At 37.0% G+C, this 975-nt stretch carries 2 protein-coding genes; both read right to left on the bottom strand.

The annotated features are described in order from the left end of the window. The coding region (locus tag ACRCJ0_RS15550; protein ID WP_431391094.1) for an ABC transporter ATP-binding protein at positions 1–573 on the bottom strand (573 nt) is incomplete at its 3' end. 9 nt (positions 574–582) lie between these two features. Next, the coding region (locus tag ACRCJ0_RS15545) for an FtsX-like permease family protein (protein WP_431391093.1) at positions 583–975 on the bottom strand (393 nt) is incomplete at its 5' end.

Raw genomic sequence — 975 nt, 5'->3', positions numbered from 1 at the left:
TGTTTTATTTTGTTGTTTGGTCATTTTGGCCAAGATATCCACCACATCCATTGCACGTTTAGAATCTAGGCTGGCTGTTGGTTCGTCAGCAAATATGATTGAAGGGTTATTATATAAGGCGCGGGCAATCGCTACACGCTGCTTTTCCCCCCCAGAGATTTGCTCTGGAAATTTATTTTTTAACTTTTCAATACCAAGTAGTTCCAATAAATCTAATGGACTTTTCTCTTTTTTAGATAGTTTATCTACTAATTTCAATTGATCAGATACTTTTAGGAATGGAATAAGGTTTGACGCTTGTAGGATAAATCCTACTTCTTCAAAACGAATGCGCGCCCGCTCTTTTTCTTTCTTTTCACTAAAGGGTTTATCATTAATCATGACCCTACCTTGAGTTGGTTTCTGTAAGCCAGCAGCAATACTTAAAAAGGTACTTTTTCCTGAACCGGATGGCCCGATAATAGCAATAAATTCACCTTTCTCTGCTGTAAATGACGTTTCTTCAAGGGCCATAATTTCCGTATCCCCATCTTTAAATTTTTTCTGTACATTTTCAATTGTTAATACACTCATAATGACCTCCTAGGCGATTGCTCTTACTGGATCGACATTCACTATTGTTTTCACTGAGAATAAGGCACCAATTAATGAACAAAGTAAAATCAAACCGCCGACTGCTATAAAGAATAGCCAATTGATTTGGGTTGGCACCTGAGCTGGTAGGAAATAAATGCTCAAAATGGTCACCGCAACGCCTAATACTAGACCTATTAATGTAAGGATAAAGGTTTGCACAATCACAGAACGACCAATTGTGCCTGTTGAAATACCTTGAGCTTTCATCACGCCGAACACGTCAATTTTTTGAATAGTAAGTACGTAAATAAAAATACCAATCACAACTGCTGCAATTAAAATTAAAAAGCCAATCATGAAGATAAATGTCAGCAATTGTGCACTATATCCTGGTAAATC

The organism is Aerococcus sp. L_32, from assembly GCF_050689315.1.
The sequence above is the reverse complement of the archived record's forward strand: the minus strand, read 5'-3'. Positions and strand labels throughout refer to the sequence as shown.